The organism is uncultured Amnibacterium sp. (assembly GCF_964244015.1).
GTDB lineage: Bacteria > Actinomycetota > Actinomycetes > Actinomycetales > Microbacteriaceae > Amnibacterium.
In genome coordinates this window covers 1-13,874 of record NZ_CAXTHO010000080.1, presented here as the reverse complement: position 1 = coordinate 13,874, position 13,874 = coordinate 1, and the positions used below count along the sequence as shown (strand labels likewise).

At 72.3% G+C, this 13,874-nt stretch carries 14 protein-coding genes; 6 read left to right on the top strand and 8 right to left on the bottom strand.

The genetic code is table 11. The features are described from left to right. The coding region (gene eno, locus ACFE67_RS10075) for a phosphopyruvate hydratase (protein WP_375406743.1) at nucleotides 1-1,057 on the bottom strand (1,057 nt) is incomplete at its 3' end. Between the two features lie 107 nt (nucleotides 1,058-1,164). On the opposite strand from eno, the gene ACFE67_RS10070 reads away from it, so the two are divergent. Beyond that, nucleotides 1,165-1,548, top strand: a complete 384-nt coding sequence (locus ACFE67_RS10070) for an MmcQ/YjbR family DNA-binding protein (RefSeq protein ID WP_375406742.1) — start codon at nucleotides 1,165-1,167, stop codon at nucleotides 1,546-1,548. Nucleotides 1,549-1,613: 65 nt separating this feature from the next. Here ACFE67_RS10070 and ACFE67_RS10065 read toward each other — a convergent pair whose 3' ends face one another. After that, entirely contained in the window at nucleotides 1,614-2,840 is a 1,227-nt protein-coding gene (locus ACFE67_RS10065) for a histidine--tRNA ligase (RefSeq protein ID WP_375406741.1), read from the bottom strand. A gap of 94 nt (nucleotides 2,841-2,934) precedes the next feature. Between ACFE67_RS10065 and ACFE67_RS10060 the strand changes: the two genes are divergently transcribed. After that, entirely contained in the window at nucleotides 2,935-3,849 is a 915-nt protein-coding gene (locus ACFE67_RS10060) for an ABC transporter ATP-binding protein (RefSeq protein WP_375406740.1), read from the top strand. Further along, entirely contained in the window at nucleotides 3,846-4,907 is a 1,062-nt protein-coding gene (locus ACFE67_RS10055; RefSeq protein WP_375406739.1) for an ABC transporter permease, read from the top strand. The genes ACFE67_RS10060 and ACFE67_RS10055 overlap by 4 nt, the downstream gene beginning before the upstream one ends. Before the next feature lie 55 nt (nucleotides 4,908-4,962). Here ACFE67_RS10055 and ACFE67_RS10050 read toward each other — a convergent pair whose 3' ends face one another. The 3 genes from ACFE67_RS10050 to ACFE67_RS10040 all read right to left on the bottom strand — a co-directional run bounded on the left by ACFE67_RS10050 (nucleotide 4,963) and on the right by ACFE67_RS10040 (nucleotide 7,612). Beyond that, nucleotides 4,963-5,604: a MazG family protein gene (locus tag ACFE67_RS10050; protein WP_375406738.1), complete on the bottom strand. Its 642-nt coding sequence runs from the start codon at nucleotides 5,602-5,604 to the stop codon at nucleotides 4,963-4,965. Beyond that, nucleotides 5,601-7,043, bottom strand: a complete 1,443-nt coding sequence (locus ACFE67_RS10045) for an MFS transporter (RefSeq protein WP_375406737.1) — start codon at nucleotides 7,041-7,043, stop codon at nucleotides 5,601-5,603. The genes ACFE67_RS10050 and ACFE67_RS10045 overlap by 4 nt, the downstream gene beginning before the upstream one ends. Before the next feature lie 65 nt (nucleotides 7,044-7,108). Continuing rightward, entirely contained in the window at nucleotides 7,109-7,612 is a 504-nt protein-coding gene (locus tag ACFE67_RS10040; protein WP_375406736.1) for a GNAT family N-acetyltransferase, read from the bottom strand. Nucleotides 7,613-7,658: 46 nt separating this feature from the next. Between ACFE67_RS10040 and ACFE67_RS10035 the strand changes: the two genes are divergently transcribed. Beyond that, nucleotides 7,659-8,126 (top strand): hypothetical protein, encoded by a 468-nt coding sequence (locus tag ACFE67_RS10035; RefSeq protein WP_375406735.1) that lies wholly within the window; start codon nucleotides 7,659-7,661, stop codon nucleotides 8,124-8,126. 3 nt (nucleotides 8,127-8,129) lie between these two features. On the opposite strand, the gene ACFE67_RS10030 is transcribed toward ACFE67_RS10035, so the two are convergent. Continuing rightward, nucleotides 8,130-8,684, bottom strand: coding sequence for a hypothetical protein (locus ACFE67_RS10030; RefSeq protein WP_375406734.1), 555 nt, complete (start codon nucleotides 8,682-8,684; stop codon nucleotides 8,130-8,132). 41 nt (nucleotides 8,685-8,725) lie between these two features. On the opposite strand from ACFE67_RS10030, the gene ACFE67_RS10025 reads away from it, so the two are divergent. Beyond that, complete coding sequence (locus ACFE67_RS10025) at nucleotides 8,726-10,117, top strand: serine hydrolase domain-containing protein (RefSeq protein WP_375406733.1); 1,392 nt, start codon at nucleotides 8,726-8,728, stop codon at nucleotides 10,115-10,117. Between the two features lie 16 nt (nucleotides 10,118-10,133). On the opposite strand, the gene ACFE67_RS10020 is transcribed toward ACFE67_RS10025, so the two are convergent. Both ACFE67_RS10020 and ACFE67_RS10015 read right to left on the bottom strand, forming a co-directional pair. Next, nucleotides 10,134-11,594, bottom strand: a complete 1,461-nt coding sequence (locus ACFE67_RS10020; RefSeq protein WP_375406732.1) for a cation:proton antiporter — start codon at nucleotides 11,592-11,594, stop codon at nucleotides 10,134-10,136. Between the two features lie 121 nt (nucleotides 11,595-11,715). Further along, nucleotides 11,716-13,248 carry a CoA-acylating methylmalonate-semialdehyde dehydrogenase gene (locus ACFE67_RS10015; RefSeq protein WP_375406731.1) on the bottom strand — a complete coding sequence of 511 codons (1,533 nt, stop codon included), beginning with the start codon at nucleotides 13,246-13,248 and terminating at the stop codon, nucleotides 11,716-11,718. Between the two features lie 44 nt (nucleotides 13,249-13,292). Here ACFE67_RS10015 and ACFE67_RS10010 point away from each other — a divergent pair, with 44 nt between their 5' ends. Further along, nucleotides 13,293-13,658 (top strand): VOC family protein, encoded by a 366-nt coding sequence (locus ACFE67_RS10010; RefSeq protein ID WP_375406730.1) that lies wholly within the window; start codon nucleotides 13,293-13,295, stop codon nucleotides 13,656-13,658. The last annotated feature ends 216 nt before the right edge of the window (nucleotides 13,659-13,874 follow it).

Sequence of the window (13,874 nt, the reverse complement as noted above, 5' to 3'; positions counted from 1 at the left end):
GCGCGAGGGCGACCGCGTCGAGCGTCTCCGTCAGCGTGCCGATCTGGTTCACCTTCACGAGGATCGAGTTCGCGGCCCTGCCGGCGATGCCCTTCGCGAGGCGCTCCGGGTTCGTCACGAACAGGTCGTCGCCGACGATCTGGACCTGGGCGCCGATCTCGGCGGTCAGGGTGGCGTAGCCCTCCCAGTCGTCCTCGGCCAGCGGGTCCTCGATGGACACCAGCGGGTAGTTCGCGACGAGGTCGGCGTAATACGCGGACATCTCGGCCGCGGACTTCTGCTGCCCCTCGAAGGTGTACGAGCCGCCCTCGAAGAACTCGGTGGAGGCGACGTCGAGCGCGAGCGCGATGTCCTTGCCCGGCGTGAAGCCGGCCTTCCCGATCGCCTCGACCAGCAGGTCGAGCGCGTCGCGGTTGCTCGGGAGGTTCGGCGCGAAGCCGCCCTCGTCGCCGAGACCGGTGGAGAGGCCCTTGCTCGAGAGCAGGCCCTTCAGCACGTGGTAGGTCTCCGTGCCCCAGCGCAGCGCCTCGCGGAAGGACTCCGCACCCACCGGCAGGATCATGAACTCCTGGATGTCGACGTTCGACTCGGCGTGCGAGCCGCCGTTGATCACGTTCATCATCGGGACCGGCAGGATGTGCGCGTTCGGGCCGCCGATGTAGCGGAAGAGCGGCAGCTCGGCGGAGGCGGCGGCGGCCTTCGCGACGGCGAGGCTGACGCCGAGGATCGCGTTCGCGCCGAGGTTCGACTTGTTCGCGGAGCCGTCGGTCGCGATCAGCGTGGCGTCGACGATGCGCTGATCGGCGGCATCGATGCCCTCGACGGCCGGCCCGAGCTCGTCGATGACGGCCGCGACGGCCTTCTCGACTCCCTTGCCGCCGTAGCGCTTCTTGTCGCCGTCCCGCAGCTCGTACGCCTCGAAGGCGCCGGTGGAGGCACCGGAGGGGACGGCGGCGCGGGCGACCACGCCGTCCTCCAGCAGGACCTCGACCTCGACGGTCGGGTTGCCTCGGGAGTCGAGGATCTCGCGGGCGTCGATGGTGTCGATGGCGGCCATGGGTCTCCCTCATTCAGCGGCAGCCACGCGGCTTGGCGGCCGCTGGCAAGCCTAGTGACGGGCGGCGGACGCTTGCCGAACAACAGGCGAACGCCCACGCTGTCACTGTGGCGCACCCGATCATGTTCGACGAGGGCGACCCGGTGCTCGCCCGGGTCCGATCGGTCGCCCTGGCGCTGCCGGAGACCGAGGAGCGCCTGAGCCACGGCCGCCCCTGGTTCCACATCGTGAGCCGGCCGGCGTTCGCGGTCTACGGCAGCGGGACGAAAGGGCCCGAGAAGGTGATGCATCCGCACGCGGTCGTCGTGCACGTCGACGACGACGAGCGGCCCGCCCGCGTGCAGGACCCGCGGTTCTTCGTACCCTCCTACCTCGGACCCAGGGGGTGGCTCGGCATCGACGTCGACGCCCCCGACACCGACTGGGTGGAGATCGCGGAGCTGCTCGACGCCTCCTGGCGCCACAGCGCGCCCGCTCGGCTGCTCCACTGATCTGATTCCGTTTTGAAGGAGTTTCTGCGCCGAAGGCCCGGAAACTCCTTCAAAACGGAATCGACCTATGCGAGGGGGCGGAGCTCGCCGAGGCCCTCCGCGGTCACCTGGGCGAAGCGCGTGAAGCCCTCGGCGGCCAGCGCGTCGAGCTGGGCTCGGCGGTTCTTGCGGGCGCGCTCGAGGCGGACACGGCCGCCCTCCTGGCCCACCTGCCGCTTCGCGGCGAGCAGCGCGGCGACGGGCACATCGGCGTCGTGGAGGAGCGCGGTCGCGACGGTGCCGGAGGTGCGGTCCGGCAGCAGGTCGACGATGCGCTCAAAGCCGATCGAGAACCCGACCGCCGGCACCTCCCGGTCGAGGAAGCGGCCGATCATGCCGTCGTACCGGCCTCCCCCGCCGAGCGACGAGGTGGAGGAGGGGTGCGCGATCTCGAAGATCGTGCCCGTGTAGTAGCCCATGCCGCGGACGAGGGTCGGGTCGAAGACCAGCTCCACCTCCGGCAGCGCATCCTTCAGCGCGAGCAGGTCGGTGTACGCCTCGACGTCGAGCCAGGCGGGCGGGTCGACCGCGAGGTCCCAGCCGGCCGTCGCGAGCTCGCCGAACGCCTCGTCGAGTCCCGCCGTGTCGACGCCGTGCGCGCCGAGCTCGGCGACGACCCCGTCGACACCGATCTTGTCGAGCTTGTCGATGGTGATGAGCGCGGCCGGCCCGCCCTCCTCCGCAACGCCCCAGGTCAGCAGCAGCCGGTTCAGGATCCGCCGGTCGTTGATGCGCACGGCGGCGCCTTCGAGCCCCAGCGCGTCGAGCGCCGCCGCGGTCGCGGCGATCAGCTCCAGCTCGGCGATCGGACCCGGCTCCCCCAGGATGTCGATGTCGCACTGCACGAACTGGCGGTAGCGACCCTTCTGCGGCCGCTCGGCACGCCAGACCGGCCCGATCTGCACCGCGCGGAACACCGCGGGCAGCACGGCCTGGTTCGACGCGTAGAACCGGGCCAGCGGCACGGTGAGGTCGTACCGGAGGCCGAGGTCCGCGAGAGCCGAGGGGTCCGTCGCCTCCTGCCACTGCTCGGGCCCGACGCCGCGGCGCAGCACGCTGTAGGACAGCTTCTCGTTGTCGCCGCCGAGGCCTGCGTGCAGGCGGTCGTACTCCTCCAGCGCGGGCGCCTCGATCTCGTCGAAGCCGTGGCTGCGGTAGACGGCCCGGATCACGGAGAGTGCATGCTCGCGCTTGGCCTTCTCGGCGGGGAGGAGATCACGCATGCCGCGCGGCGGGTTCACAGGTGCTGCCACGCGGGCAATCCTCCCAGCAGGGCCGAGCGGATCGGCCCACGAATCCCCCGGCAGGATGAGGCGTGCGAACCTGCGTGCTCGCTACGGTCCTCCCATGCAACCTGCGCACCTCGTCGCCCAGGGGGTGCGGCGGTCGTTCGGGTCGACGCATGCCGTACGCGACATGACCTTCACCGCCTCGCCCGGCCGCGTCACCGGCCTGATCGGGCCGAACGGATCCGGCAAGACGACGCTGCTGCTGATGCTCGCGACGCTGCTCGCGCCCGACGCGGGCACGATCCGGATCGGCGGTGTCGACCCCCTCCACGATCCCGCCGCGGTGCGGGCGATCACCGGCTGGATGCCCGATGTGCTCGGCTCGTGGGCGTCGTTGACGACCCGCGCGACGCTCGAGCTGACCGGGCGGCTCTACGGGTTCGAGAAGGCCCGCGCGAGGAAGCGGGCGCAGGAGCTGATCGAGCTCGTGCACCTGGACGAGCTCGCCGATCAGCCGACACGCGTGCTGTCGCGCGGTCAGAAGCAGCGGATGAGCCTCGCCCGGGCGCTCGTGCACGACCCCGCGGTGCTCCTGCTGGACGAGCCCGCCAGCGGCCTGGACCCGGAGGCGCGGGTCGACCTGCGGATCCTGGTCCGCTCGCTCGCCGCCGAGGGCCGGACCGTGCTGGTGTCGAGCCACGTGCTCGCCGAGCTGGAGGAGATGGCCGACGACGCCGTCTACGTGCAGCACGGCGAGACGGTCTCGGCCGACCGGTTGGAGGCGCTCCGGGACGCGCCGCGGCTCTGGCGCATCCGCGCAGCGGATCCGGCGGCACTCGACGCCGCACTCGCCGGCCGGTCGGATCTGTCCGAGGACCACCTGGGCACGCTGGTGCCGGTCCGCGACGAGTCGGCGGCGGCCGACCTGCTCGCGCACCTCGTGACTGCGGGCGTCCGCGTCGTCGCGTTCGGGCCTGCCTCCGGCGAGATGGAACGCACCTTCCTCGAGCTCAGCAGGGAGGCGCGGGCATGAGGTCGTCGGTCCTCGCCGTCGGCACGATCGCCGACCTCGAGCTGCGGCAGCGCGTCCGCAGCACCGCCTGGTACGTGCTGCTCGGCATCGCCGCCGTGCTGCTGCTCGCCGTCACCCTCCTCCTGCTCGCCACCGCGGGGATCTTCGGCCGGGACGGCGGCCCGCAGGCGGTCTCGGCCGTCGTGTTCTTCGTGCTGCTGCTCGGCACCCTGGTCACGCCCGCACTGTCCGGCGGCGCGATCAACGGGGATCGCGACGCCGGCACCCTCGCGACGACGCAGGTCACGCTGATCCGGGGCTGGCAGCTGGTGATCGGCAAGTTCCTCGCCGCCTGGACCGCATCGCTGGCGTTCCTCGCGATCGCCGTGCCGTTCCTCCTGATCGCGGCCGCATTCGGCGGAGCGAACCCCGGCGTGCTGCTCACCGCGCTGGGCGTCACCGTGCTCGAGCTCGGCGTGATCGCCGCGGTCGGGGTCGGCCTCTCCGCCGTCATCGCGCGCCCGATCTTCTCCGTCGTCACGACCTACCTCGTGGTCGCGGCGCTCTCCCTCGGCACGCTGCTGGCGTTCGGGCTCGGCGGCCTCGCGTTCCCCGTGACGGTGACGTCGACGAACGAGTACTACGCGGACGGCGCAGTGAACGACGACGGCACGGTCGTGAACCCGGTCTGCGACCCCCCGACCACCAGCCGCTACGACGTGCCGAGCTACGACAAGCTCTGGGGCGTCCTCGCGGCCAACCCGTACGTCGTGCTCGCGGACGCCGTGCCCGGGCGCTTCGACGCCCAGGGCAACCCGGTCGACGCGTTCGGGGCGATCAAGGTGTCGGTGCGGACCCTGCAGATCCCGATGGCGCGCTCCGAGTACTACAGCGAGTGCAACCCGGGCAAGAACACGACGACCGACCGGTCGCCGCAGTCGGTGCTGGCGCAGACCGTGCCCACCTGGACGGTCGGCCTGCTCGTGCACCTCGTGCTCGCCGCGATCGCCCTGCTGGCCGCGGTGCGAGCGGTGCGCACCCCGGCGAGGCGCCTGGCCCGCGGGACCCGCATCGCCTGATTCCGTTGTGAAGGAGTTTTTCCGCCGAAGGCCGGAAAACTCCTTCAAAACGGAATCAGGAGGCCTCGACCTCGCGGATGGCGGCGGTGAAGCGGCGGAGGGCGCTGCGGAGAGCCCGCTCCGCGTCGAGGCCCTTCGCCGACGCGGCGATGACGGTGTCGAGCAGCGCGTCGCCGAGCGCGTCCTCGTCGTCGGGCACCTCGCGGCCGGCCCGGACCTCGAGGCCGGCGCGCTCGGCGCGGCCGACGAGCTTCTCGGCGAGCAGCAGCGAGGGCATCGCCATCGGGACGCCGTCGAGCACGCTCGTGCGGTCGGCCTTCTCGCGGCGCTTCTGCGCCTCCCACACCTCCACCACCGCGTCCGCGGTCGCGGCCTCCGCGTCGCCGAACACGTGCGGGTGACGACCGATCATCTTCGCGGCGGTGTCGCGGGCGACGTCTTCGATGTCGAAGCCCTCGCCGGGTGTCGCGGCGGCCAGATCGGCGTGGAACAGCACCTGGTAGAGCACGTCGCCGAGCTCCTCCCGCATCGCGGCGACGTCCCGCGTCTCGATCGCCTCGACCAGCTCGGCGGTCTCCTCGAGCAGGTACCGGACGAGCGACGCGTGGGTCTGCTCGGCGTCCCACGGACAGCCGCCCTGTCGCCGGAGGCGGGCCATCACGGCGACGAGGTGCTCGAGCTCGGGCCGCTCCGTCACGCGGGCTCCGCGGTCGCCGGCGTCGCGGACAGATCCGCGCGCGCCGGCGGCATCAGGGCTGCCGCGCCGACCGTGAGCACCCCGGCCACGACCACGCCGAGGAACACCGCACCGCTGGCGGAGGTCGTCGCGGCGGCATCGGTGCGCCCGCTCAGCACGGCGTTCGCGATCGCGCCGAACACGGCGACGCCGACCGCGGACCCGATGGAGCGCGAGAACAGGTTGGCGCCGGTGACGACGGCGCGCTCCGCATAGCCGACGCTCGACTGCGCCGCGATCAGCGCCGGCGTCGCCGAGAGCCCGAGACCGACGCCGATCAGGAGGCAGGCCGCCGCGGTCAGCAGGATCGAGTCCGCGCCGGTCACCCCGAGCAGCAGCAGCGCCGACAGCGCCGCGACGGTCGTGCCGATCAGGACGGTGGGGCGGAAGCCGAAGCGCAGGTAGAGCCGGCCGGCGTTCGACGCCGCGATCGGCCAGCCGAGCGTCAGCGCCGCGACCGCGAGCCCGGCGACGAGCGGGCTCGCCCCCGCCGTGCGCTGGAGGAAGTTCGGCACGTAGGAGGTGAGCCCGATCAGCACGGCGCCGACACCGGCGCTGACCAGCGTCGTCGTCAGCACCAGGCGGCGCCGGAACAGCAGGATCGGCAGGATCGGCTCCTCCGCCCGCAGCTCGACGACGACGGCCGCGGTGAGGAACACGACGGCGCCCGCGAAGACCGTGATGCTCTGCCAGGAGAGCCAGGCCCACGCCTCCCCGCCCTCGAGCAGGGCGAGCAGCAGCGCGGTCAGGCCGACGGTCAGCGTGACCCCGCCGGCGAAGTCGATGCGGTGCTTCGTGCGGACCACCGCGGTCTCGTGGTAGTTCCGGAGGAGCAGCACCACCGCGAGCACGCAGAGCGGCACGTTGACGAAGAAGATCCAGCGCCAGGACACGAACTCGGAGAAGACGCCGCCCAGGGTGGGCCCCACGACGGAGGAGATCGCCCACACGCTGGCGATGTAGCCCTGCGCCTTCGCGCGCTCGGCGGTCGAGTAGATGTCGCCGGCGATCGTGATGGAGACGGGCAGCAGCGCTCCGGCACCGAGCCCCTGCACCGCACGGAACAGGATCAGTGCGCCCATCGTGGGCGCGAAGCCGCTCAGCACCGAACCGGCGAAGAACAGCCCGACGCCGAACAGCAGCACGGGCCGCCGGCCGATCGTGTCCGCGAGCTTCGCGTAGATCGGCACCGACACCGCCTGCGCGAGCAGGTAGACGGAGAACAACCACGGGAAGCTCGAGAAGCCGCCGAGGTCGTCCACGACGGACGCGACCGCCGTCGCGAGGATCGTCGAATCGATCGCGATCAGGCCCGTCACGACCATCAGCGCGATGAGGATGGGCCCGCGGTCGGACCGGAAGCCGACGCCGGCACGGGTGATCGTGTCGTCTGCAGTCATCGTGATCTCCAAGCGTCGGACCGGGCCACGCATTCCTGGTCCTCCGTTTTGTAGGACGGAGGTTCCTACAAAACGGAGAGTCGGGCGGCCAGGAGCGCGACGCGGTAGGCGCCGCCCTTCGTCTCCTGCTCGGCGAGCCGCTCGAAGCCGAGGCGGGCGTGGAACGCCAGCGACGCCGGGTTCGGCGGGCGCACGTTCACCTCGCATGTCACCTCCGCGCGGCCGAACTCCCGAGCTCGCTCGAAGGCCGCCTCGTACAGCGCCCGGCCGATGCCGCCGCCCTGGGCGCCGTCGGCGACGACGATCCGGTCGACGTAGACGAAGGAGTCGCCGCGGCCCGCGAACCAGCGGTAGTTCTCGCTGTCGTAGTCGACGCCGGGGTCCATGGCGAGCAGGAAGCCGATCGGGTGGCCCGGCTCCCGCTCGGCGACCACGGCGAGGCTCGCGGTCGCGACGATCTCGGCGAGCCGCTCCCGGTCCGTCGGCGGCACGGCCGGCACCGCGTCGTTGTTCATCGCCAGCACGCCGGGCAGATCGAAGGACTCGAGCGGACGGACGACGACGGGCACGGCCCGCCACGATATCCGTCCGCGGAGCAGGACGGAGAATGCGGGTGTGCACGCTCGCCCGCTCGCGCTCCCCGCGACCCTCGCCGCGGTGGTCGTGCTGGTGGCCGGCTGCGCGACCGGCGCACCGGAGGCGACCCGCCGGGTGCCCCGGTCCGCGACGCCGACCGTCACCCCGCTGACGATCCCGACGCGGGATGCGGCCGAGATCACCCGGTCGACCTTCGCCGCCGGTACCGTCGCCGACCCGGCGGGGAGGACGCCCGGCAGCGGCGCGCTCACCGTCGAGGTGGCGTGCGCCGGTGCCGATGGCAGCACGATGCGCTGGAGCCTCGTGGAAGGAGGAGGGGACGACGTCGCCCTCGGCCTCTCCGGGGAGGCCGACTGCACGGGTCCTGCGACGACGTCGTCGCTCGGCATCACCGCGGAGCAGCGCCCGGCGACGGTCCGCGTGCGCCTGCAGCCCACCTCCGGGGCCGTCTCGGGCTTCGCGATCGTGCGCCGGGCCGCGTTCTGACCCTCAGTGCGCGAGCAGCTCGAACCCGACGACGACGAGTCCGAGCACGAACTCGGCCAGCAGGACCAGCAGCCGCTGGATCAGCGGCAGCTTCAGCCGCCGGACCGCGAGGTAGCCGACGGCGACCAGGGTCACGACGAGCACGACCGTCGCGGCGGTGAGCGCCGCCCCGAGGGGGAGCAGACCGACCGCTGCCAGACCGAGGATGAGCAGCGGCAGCACGAGCGTCTCCGCCGCCCCGAGCACCACGACGACCATGTGGATGAACTCGGTACGCGTCGGCAGCACCTGATGGACCGTGATGTGCGCGACGACGTCCGCGACGAACACCGCGAGCAGCGTGCCGACCACCGCGACCGTGAGCGTGACCACCGCGTTCCCGACCGTCAGGTGGTCGACCTCCGCGCGCAGTGCGAGCATGACGCTGAGCGCGGTGAACGTGATGTAGACGCGCTCCTTCAGCTGCTCCGCGCGCAGCTCGCGCCGAGCCCCCTCCGCCGCCGCGTCCACCGCCGTCACGTCGGCCGCACCGCCCTCCACCACACCGTCCTCCGCCACTCCGACATCTTCGCGCCGGATGCGGATGGAAGGATCCTCCGGTGCCCTACCGAGCCGATCGCGCCCCGCTCGCAGCGCCCGCCCTCGACGAGATCGCTGCCGCCCGCGTCCGCGATGGGCGCACGCCGGCCTGCTCGTGGGCGGTGTTCGGGCCGGAGGGGGTGCTGGCGGCCGGCGTGAGCGGCGACGAGTCGGTCGCGCCGGTGCCCGAGGCGGGCACGGCGTTCCGGGTCGCCTCCTGCACGAAGAGCGTCACCGCGGCGACCCTGCTGAGCTTCGTCGCGGAGGGCTCGCTGTCGCTCGACACGCCGCTGACGGAGGTGCTCGACGCGACCGTGCTGGGCGCCTCCCGAGCCCCGACCCTGGGCGAGCTCGCCTCGATGTCGGGCGGCATCCCGATCGACGACCCGTGGGCCGACCGGCAGGAGTCGCTGAGCACGCCGGACTTCGACCGCCTCGTCGGCGACGGGATCCGCCTCTCCTACGAGCCCGGCACGACCTACGAGTACTCGAGCTTTGCCTACGCGATCCTCGGCCGCGTGCTCGAGCGGGTCGGCGGGAAGCCGTACCCGCAACTGGTCCGCGAGCGCATCCTCGAACCGCTCGGGCTGACCGGGCTCGGCTACGACCGGCGGATCGACGCCCCGATCGCGGAGGGCTTCGCGAAGGTCGAGGGCCGCTGGATCCGGCAGCCCTGGGCCGAGCCGGGCGCGTTCTCGGCGCTCGGCGGCCTGATCGCGACCCCGACGGCCCTCGCGACCTGGGCCGGCTGGCTGGCCGCCGCCTGGCGCGACGGCGCCTCGGACGACGTGCTCGGCGTCGCGCTGCGGCGCGCGATGCAGGAGCCGAGGACACCGGTGCCCGGCTCGGCGCGGACGCACTACGGCCTCGGGCTCGTGGTGGAGGAGGACCCTCGGCACGGCCGCATCGTCAGCCACTCGGGCGGCTACCCGGGCTACGGCGCGAACATGCGGTGGCACCCGGAGAGCGGCCTCGGCGTGATCGTGCTCGAGAACGGGCGCTACAGCGGCGCGACGCGGCCCGCGACCCTGGCGCTGCACCTGCTGCTCGACAGCGCGGCCGATCCGGAGGCGGAACCGACGCTGTGGCCGGAGACCGCCGCGGCCCGCCACGTCGTGGAGGACCTGCTGCGGACCTGGGACGACGCCGCGCTCGCCGGCGTCGCCGCCGACAACCTGGTGCTCGACGAGTCGTTCGCGCTCCGCCGCGCGCACGCCGAGCGCCTCCGTGACCGGATCGGGCTGGCGGCCGATGCGCCCGTCCTGCCGCTGACCGGCTCCGCCGCGCGGAGCGACTCCCCCGCCCACCTCGCCTGGACGGTGGTGGGCGCGACCGGTGCGATCCGCTGCGAGATCCGGCTGACGCCGGTGCGGGAGCCGAAGCTGCAGACCCTCCACCTCCGACTCACCTGAGGCGGAGGCACGCGGCTCAGGTCCGGGGGCGGAACAGGTCGCCCACGTCGAGGTCCGGCTCCGCGAACGCGAGCACCTCGTCGCCCACCTCCAGCCTCGTCCCGCCCCGCAGCGGGACCGACACCCCGTCCCGCCGGACGAGGCTCACCCAGCCGCGCTCGCCGAGGGACAGATCGGCGAGCGTCGCGCCGTCCGCGGGCGATGCCGTGCGGACGACGTAGCGCCGGAGATCCTGCGGCTCCTCGTTGAAGCGGAGGCCGGCGACGAACGGCTGCTGCTCCACGTCCCGCATGGGTACCCGGAACCACGCCGCGACCTGCGGCACGAGGCCGCCCTGCACGAGCACCGAGATGTTGACGACGACGAAGATGATCGCGGCGAGCCGCGTCGCTCCGGGTACCTCCGCGTCGCGGATCAGGATTCCGAGCAGGATCGGCACCGCCCCCTTCAGCCCCGCGAACAGCACGAAGCCGCGCTCGCCTCCGGTGAGCTGCAGGGGCAGCAGGAGCGGGCCGACGAGCAGCGGCCGGATCACGAGGATCAGGAGGGCGGCCAGGACGACGCCCGGGATCAGCACGTCCGCGCGGATGACGTCGGTCAGGTCGACGGAGAGTCCCAGGACGGTGAACGCGATGATCTCGGCGAGGCTCGAGAGTCCGCTGCTGAACCGGCGGACCTCCGTCTGGTACGGCGCGCGGTTGTCGCCGACCAGGATGCCCGCGAGGAACACGGCGAGGAAGCCGGAGCCGTGCAGCAGGGTCGCGGCGCCGTAGACGATCGCGGCGAAGGCGATGGTCCGGAGGGGGTAGAGCGCCTCGTTCGGCAGCCGCACGTGCCGCTGGAACCAGCCGAGCAGCAGCCCGCCCGCGGTGCCGACCGCGATGCCGACGACCATCTCGAGCACGAACTCGCCGATCCCGCTCGCCACGGCGCCCGCTCCGGCGCTGGCACCCGTCGCGAGGAGCACGCCGAGCAGGGCGATCCCGACCGGGTCGTTGAAGCCCGACTCCCCCTCGAGGAGCGTGCCGCTGCGCCCCTCCACCTCCTTGCGCCCGAGCACCGAGAAGACGACGGCCGGGTCGGTCGGCGACAGCGCCGCGCCGAGCAGCAGGGCGGCCTGCCAGTCGAAGCCCAGCAGGAACCGGGCCGCGAGCGCGATCGCCGCGGCCGTGAGCGCGGTGCCGGCCGCCCCCACCAACCCGATCGGTCCCGCCGCGCTCCGGAACCGCGACCACCCGATGTGCATGCCGCCGTCGAAGAGGATGAGGATCAGGGCGACCGTGACGATGCGCTGGTCGATCACCAGCGGGATCCCGCCGAGGTCCGGGAAGACGTTCGACGCCATGGCCGCGACGACCAGGAACAGCGCCGGAGCGGGCACGCGGATGCGGTCGCCGAGCGCGTTGAAGCCGATCCCGATGATCAGCGCGATCGCGACGAACAGCACGGCCACTGCGAAGAGATCGGTCTCGCCCACGGACCCAGTCTGCCGGTCCGGGCGCGCCGGTCAGCGGAGCACGACGGCAGGACTCAGCGACATCAGCAGGACAGAAGCGGCGTTCCAGTCCTGCTGATGCTCCTGAGTCCTGCTGACGGACTCAGTTCTGGGGGAAGCCGAGGTCGACGCCGCCGTGGGACGGATCCAGCCAGCGGCTCGTGACGGCCTTGAGCTGCGTGTAGAACTTCACGCCCTCGACGCCGTGCGCCTTCGTGTCGCCGAACAGCGACTGCCGCCACCCGCCGAACGAGAACGTCGCGACCGGCACCGGGATGGGCACGTTGATGCCGATCATGCCGACCTCGACCTCGTGCTGGAACCGTCGTGCGGCGCCGCCGTCGTTGGTGAAGATCGCCGTGCCGTTGCCGAACGCGCCGGTGTTGATCAGCGCGACGCCCTCCTCGTAGGAGGCGACGCGGACGACCGAGAGCACCGGGCCGAAGATCTCCTCCGTGTAGACGCGGGAGGAGGTCGGGACCCGGTCGATCAGGGTCGGGCCGAGCCAGAACCCGTTCGGGTCGCCGTCGACCTCCACGCCGCGGCCGTCCACCACGACGTCGGCGCCGTCCGCGATCGCGACGTCGATGTAGGAGGCGACCTTGTCGCGGTGCTGCTTCGTCACGAGCGGGCCCATGTCGCAGGAGCGGCGCCCGTCGCCGATCTTGAGGCCCGCCATCCGCTCCTTCACCTTCGCGATCAGCGCGTCCGCGACCGGCTCGACCGCGACGACGACCGAGATCGCCATGCACCGCTCCCCGGCCGACCCGAACCCGGCGTTCACGGCGGAGTCGGCGACCAGGTCGAGGTCCGCGTCGGGCAGCACGAGCATGTGGTTCTTCGCGCCGCCGAGGGCCTGCACCCGCTTGCCGTTTCGAGCCGCGGTCTCGTAGATGTACTGCGCGATCGGTGTCGAGCCGACGAACGAGATCGACCGCACGTCCGGGTGGGTCAGCAGCCCGTCGACCGCGACCTTGTCGCCGTGCAGCACGGTGAAGACACCGTCGGGGAGACCGGCCTCCTTGAAGACCTCGCCAATCCAGACCGCCGCGGAGGGATCCTTCTCGGAGGGCTTCACGATCACGGTGTTGCCGGCCGCGATCGCGATCGGGAAGAACCACATCGGCACCATCGCCGGGAAGTTGAACGGGCTGATGATCCCCACGACGCCGAGCGGCTGCCGGATCGAGTAGACGTCCACACCGGTCGAGACCTGCTCGGAGAACTCACCCTTCAGGTGGTGCGCGAGGCTCGTCGCGAACTCCACGACCTCCTGGCCGCGGCTGATCTCACCCAGCGCGTCGGAGATCACCTTGCCGTGCTCGCTCGTGATCAGCTCGGCCAGCTCGTCCTTCTTCGCCTCCAGCAGCTCACGGAAACGGAACATGATCTGCTGCCGTCGCGCGAGCGACAGGTCGCGCCAGGCGGGGTACGCGGCCTTCGCGGCGTCCACGGCCGCGTCGATGTCGGCCTGGTCCGCGAAGGCCACCCGCTTCGTCACGATCCCGAGCGCGGGATCGTAGACGTCCCCCGTTCGGCCGGAGGAGCCGGCGACCGAGCGGCCACCGATCCAGTGCGGGACGAGGGGTACTCCCTCAGCGAGGTCGGAGGCGGTGTCGGCAGCGGTGATCGTCATGTCCTCAGCCTCCCACTCCGACCCCTTCTCGGTACGGTCTGCACATGGTGACCATCGCGCGGGCGTTCAGCGGCATCTCGGTCAGAGACGTCCCGGAGGCGGTCGCCTTCTGGCGCGACGTCGTCGGCCTGGACGTCGAGGACGGCACCATCGCGCGGCTGAACCTGCCGGGTGGCGGGCAGGTGATCCTGTACGCGAAGCCGAACCACGAGCCCGCGTCGTTCACGGTCTTGAACCTCGTCGTCGCGGACGTCGGGCAGGCCATCCGCGAGCTCGCGGCGGCGGGACTGGAGCCCGAGCGCTATCCCGGGATGCCGCAGGACGAGGACGGCGCGATGCGGGGCCGCGGGCCCGACATCGCCTGGTTCACGGACCCGTCGGGCAACATCTTCGCCGTGATCACCCCCTGAGCCGTCCGCGACCGGCCTGCGTGCACTTGCGCCGCTCTGGGACGATCGCCCTGCGGCGCCGGAGGACAGGTGTCCCTCAGCGGCACGACTGCCGCGGGCTGATCAGCGGCGGGTGAGGACCTGGTGCACGACGCCGCTCGGTGACGCCGTCGTCTCGATCGCGAAGCGCTCCTCCAGACCCTCCTGACCGTCCCAGATCCGCTCTCCGCGGCCGAG